This is a genomic window from Secundilactobacillus sp. MJ173 (assembly GCF_059704265.1).
In genome coordinates this window covers 1-413 of the sequence record NZ_BAAKGN010000005.1, presented here as the reverse complement: position 1 = coordinate 413, position 413 = coordinate 1, and the positions used below count along the sequence as shown (strand labels likewise).

Here is a 413-nt window from a genome sequence, read left to right as displayed (position 1 = left end):
CCATTACCAGCTAATGCGGTGCTGTAAGCACCACCGGTATAAGCGGACCCCTGATCACTATGCATCATTTCCGGCTTAACGCCGTTAAGCTGGAGTAGGGCTAAATCAAGGGTATTCGTTACCAGTTCAGCCGTCTCGGTATCTGCTACTTGCCAAGCAATCACACTGTGATCGTATAGATCTTTAATCACACTCAAACGCAACTTATATTGCGAATGTGAACCATACCGAAGTTCACTACAATCCGTTACCCAAACAGCGTTAGTGTGTTTGGGATGAAAGTCATGTCCAGTTTGGGAATCATAAAGTAGGTTCGCTGAAATCTGCTCTTTGTGCTCTTGATGACGATTATGCTGTTTAACCCTAATGGCAGCTTCAATATTATTTTGGTGCATTAAACGCCGTACACGGTT

1 protein-coding gene is annotated in these 413 nt (G+C 44.3%); it reads right to left on the bottom strand.

What is annotated here, in order from left to right; all coding sequences use genetic code 11:
• A partial coding sequence (locus tag AC6H04_RS00450; RefSeq protein WP_497569815.1) for a transposase occupies nt 1-413 on the bottom strand: 413 nt, incomplete at both ends.